This is a genomic window from Rhizobium tibeticum, from assembly GCF_900110205.1.
GTDB lineage: Bacteria > Pseudomonadota > Alphaproteobacteria > Rhizobiales > Rhizobiaceae > Rhizobium > Rhizobium tibeticum.
This window is the reverse complement of sequence record NZ_FOCV01000108.1, coordinates 1-3,832: the sequence shown is the minus strand read 5'-3', so window position 1 is coordinate 3,832 and position 3,832 is coordinate 1. Positions and strand designations below refer to the sequence as shown.

Genomic DNA, 3,832 nt, shown 5'->3' with positions numbered 1-3,832 from the left:
GCCCCACTCGAAAGCCTCGCCCGTTCCGAACGCCGCCACCATCGCCGTGGAGATTAGCGGGCCGACGCCGGGAACGCTCATCAGGCGCCGGCAATGCGGCGACCAGGTATCGACCGCGCAGACAACCGTGCTCCCGGCAAACGTCATCAACAACGCAGCATGAAACAGCGTGTCCGCACATCCACGGTTTCGTACTCGTCCCGGTCGAACGATGCTCGGCCGCGCCATTGTTGAGCATGAACGTGGAGAAGAGTATCGTTCGGGTTCGACAGGAGCACCGCTTTATGTTGCGTGCTGTCGCTGCTGCATTTGATGTTTATCAAGACCGAATACCGAACTAAGTTTTTTCAAAACGCAAAGCGCCGACGGAGGTGAATGAACCGGGCGATTAAGAAGCGATGTTAAGCGCTTCTACTATATCCCGGACAATGAAAAATCATGGTTTCGCCTTCGTCTGTACCTACAAACGCGGGCACCGCTTTTAAGACCCTTTGCGATCTCACTCCATGTAAATTCATCCGATATCGGCAATCGAGTCAGACTGAGGTTTCACCTGCTGATCATCGTACGAATTGCATACGCCATAGTTCTAGAAGAGACTGGCTTAGCCAGCGCAAGGACCGCTGCCCGGTCATCGTCCGAGAGTGGCATGTGACAGTCAAGGCCTCCCACGATGATAACGGGCACCGTCTTGAGGGGCTCGTGCACTTCGTCAGCGGGTTCTCGCGCGAGAAGGCACGAATGGTCCGCCACGATAAGATCGGCTGCTTTCCCCCTCGACATCCAGTCGCAAAGAAAGTCGAATGACTTAAAGCCCACCGGCTCATACCCCAACGCGGCAATCTTGTCTTCATACATTCCCAACGTCGTTGGATCATGCTCTACGACTGCGACGATTTCTCCATTACCAAATGGTGTATCATAACCTCTAAAAAGGCTGTCAATTCTGACGGGCTCCTTCGGGGAAGACGGTAGGTAGATGTCGAAGCGCGTACCACGGCCAACGGTTGATGTAACGTCAACATACCCTGCAAGCGCGCACACTTCGCCGTGCACTGCAGCAAGACCAAGCCCCGTTCCGCCGACACGAGAGCGTGTCGTGAAAAAAGGTTCAAAAATATGCGGTAGAGCCGCTTCAGCAATGCCTTCGCCATTGTCGCAGACAGAAAGGAGGACATAGTCGCCAGGTGGCAAAGTGCGATGAGTAAGTGCTTTAGATTCTACAACAACAGTGCGAGAGACGCTGACCTCGATACGGCCTTTATTCAAAAAAGCCTCCGAGGCATTCTTACAGAGATTCATCAGGATCTGCTGTATTCCCAATGGGCATCCTTCGATCACCTTCTGCCTTTCATCAATTTTGAAAGTCAGTTCTACGTCCGCGCGATGCGCTATGCGTAGCAACGGAGCTAAATCCAATACCACGTCGGCGACGTCGAAGGGCTTGCTCATACGTTCTCGGTTCCCGCTCAATGCAAGGATCTGGCCAATGATCAGCTTCGCTTTGTCCCCGGCCGAGATAATTTGGCCGACGCAATCCCGAGTCCGCGAGGGGCAATGCAGAAGACTGTAGGCCGTCTCGGCATAGCCGATAATTGCTCCGAGTATATTGTTGAATTCATGCGCGATTCCCCCAGCAAGCGTGCCGACCGCTTTCAAGCGTTCGGCATGTTCCAACCGCCTTTCCAGAAGATTGCGCTCCGTCTTTCTACGTCGAAGATCAAGGCATTCACAGACTCGACCTATCGCGCGTTCAAAAAACTGGTCCTCGCTAGCGGATAGTCGGAGACCATCTGGCTCATAAAGAAGGCAACAAACCGCGCTCATCTCGTCGGAAGGTTTGAATGCGAGCATGTGACACAAGCCAGAAAATCCATAAGCAAGGCGGTAAATATTTTGTGCTGAAACGGTGCTAACTATCAACCGTTCCTCCGTCTTGACGCGAGAGAGTATATCAAGCAACCGTGTATCGTTCCAGATTAGCCCAGGAGTACTTGCAGCGAAACACTCGGCCTCTCCCCCGGTAGAAACACCAAGCAGTGCCAGTGTGCACTGATTAGCATTGAAAAAGCGCTGAATAACTCGAAGCGCTGCCTCGGTCGGGAAGCTTAGCGGCACCTTAGTCGTTTCAACGCCTCTGAAACAAGTCTCGATTTCCCTAATCGCCGATTCAAACTCCAAGTGCCTAGCCAACCGATTCGTCTGCAGCCGCAACCTTGAAACTAGAACGGCCACACAGACGCAAAGTCCTATAATCACTAACGCCAGGAATAATGTTGCCCATCGCACACGCTGGTTGGCTAGGCCCAGAGCTTCCAAAAAATTTTGGTTTGCGGCTGCGTAGAAAGTGTCAGATGATCCGATGTTTTTTGCAGGACCGTCCAGCTGCGGCACGATCCATCCACTACGAAAATCAGGCGCAATGACTTCATTCCCGCCCGCTGGCGATGGCAGCCAATTGAGACTTTCCTCAATCTTTGACACCGGACTTGAACTTGGCTCATAAGAAAGCCGGCGAATCAGACTACCAAATTCGCGCCTCGCCGTCGGAAATCTTGCAAGCAAGTGAAACGAGTTGACGAAGATTGAGAGAGAATTCTGGGTGAGCACTTTTTTTTGTGCGTCGAAGGCTGCAGCAATCGCCATCGTCCTTTCAACCGGCCAGTTTTCACTAGTAGATGACTGAGAGAGATGAATAGTGCTCTCGATAGAAGCATTTTCAATCGTTTCCTGTTTACGCATCTGGCTCCTTTGCAGAGCGTGTAAGGTCCCGGCAATTGGGCCGTAATTCAAAAGTATGCCGGCCCACGCGCAAAACAGGTCGCGTCGCAATGATGCATGAGTCGTCAAACTTTTTCGCAAATCACTCGACGCAACCTGACCGGCTTGGCTTTCTTGTCCGCGGCCGATTGCAAGCACTCCGAACAAAACAGTTGCGAAAACCAACATCAGAATTGCCATGGTGCTGCGCCCCTTCTCCCAAGAAGAAGGGCACATAGGATTCGCCGTAGCCTCCCTCCCCCTTCGCTTCGTTTCGAGTTGATTGATGCACGGCCAGTGCTGAACCAGAAAGACCAACATACGCTCCGTTCAGTAGAGATCGCGTGACCATGCCAATTCGTGATCGCAAACGATCACAATGTCAGGAGCGGACGTCCAGAATGCCAACGCGATAAATTTTGTTCGACGATTTATGAATCTTGGAGGAATAGCCCCATTTAGATGAATTCATCCCCTGATAGATATTTGGGGGATTGCGACGACGCTGGCATTAGCACCTTCGGCGCCGAGCCGGGCAGCACGACAGCTTCATCGGACTGGAAATGCCCGCCAGTCGCAAACCCTGATCGGTTTAAAGCTAGCCAATGATTTTCCGCGGCTCAACTTGGAGCGCTCCCGACTTCTAAAGAATGCATTAGGTCCGCTGGCGCATAAGCGCAGACTTCGCTGCTCGACACCGCGCGAATTTTTGACGCCCTAGCACTTGATCAAAGGATGCACCAGGCGGCCTGCTATGATCAGTCATCTCAACTGGTCTACGACGAAATACCATTGAAGCTCAGTCTCCAAAACCGAAATAGCGTTACATTTGTAACTCCGCAGAAGCTTCCTCAGCCCTGATGGCTGGTGTGAATCGTCTCGTCAGCTGATGTGCGGCCGGCATTAGGAGGATGAGTTTTTGTTCGGCGAGGATCAGCCGGCCGGATCATGCGGCTCGGGCGGTCCGCGTGTTAGCCGAAAGGTTTGGCTAGCCTAGCACTACTTTGGCAGATTAATCCTCGGTTAACGATGATCGGCGATCCTTGGCACTTCAACAGGGGTGCGAAGGATG

1 protein-coding gene and 1 pseudogene are annotated in these 3,832 nt (G+C 52.6%); both read right to left on the bottom strand.

Annotated features, from left to right (window positions below; translation table 11 throughout):
* Positions 1 to 93: pseudogene (locus tag BSG20_RS36175) on the bottom strand (transposase); the annotation flags it as partial.
* A gap of 456 nt (positions 94 to 549) precedes the next feature.
* Positions 550 to 2,961 (bottom strand): two-component system VirA-like sensor kinase, encoded by a 2,412-nt coding sequence (locus BSG20_RS34775; RefSeq protein WP_167371667.1) that lies wholly within the window; start codon positions 2,959 to 2,961, stop codon positions 550 to 552.
* Positions 2,962 to 3,832 lie beyond the last annotated feature (871 nt).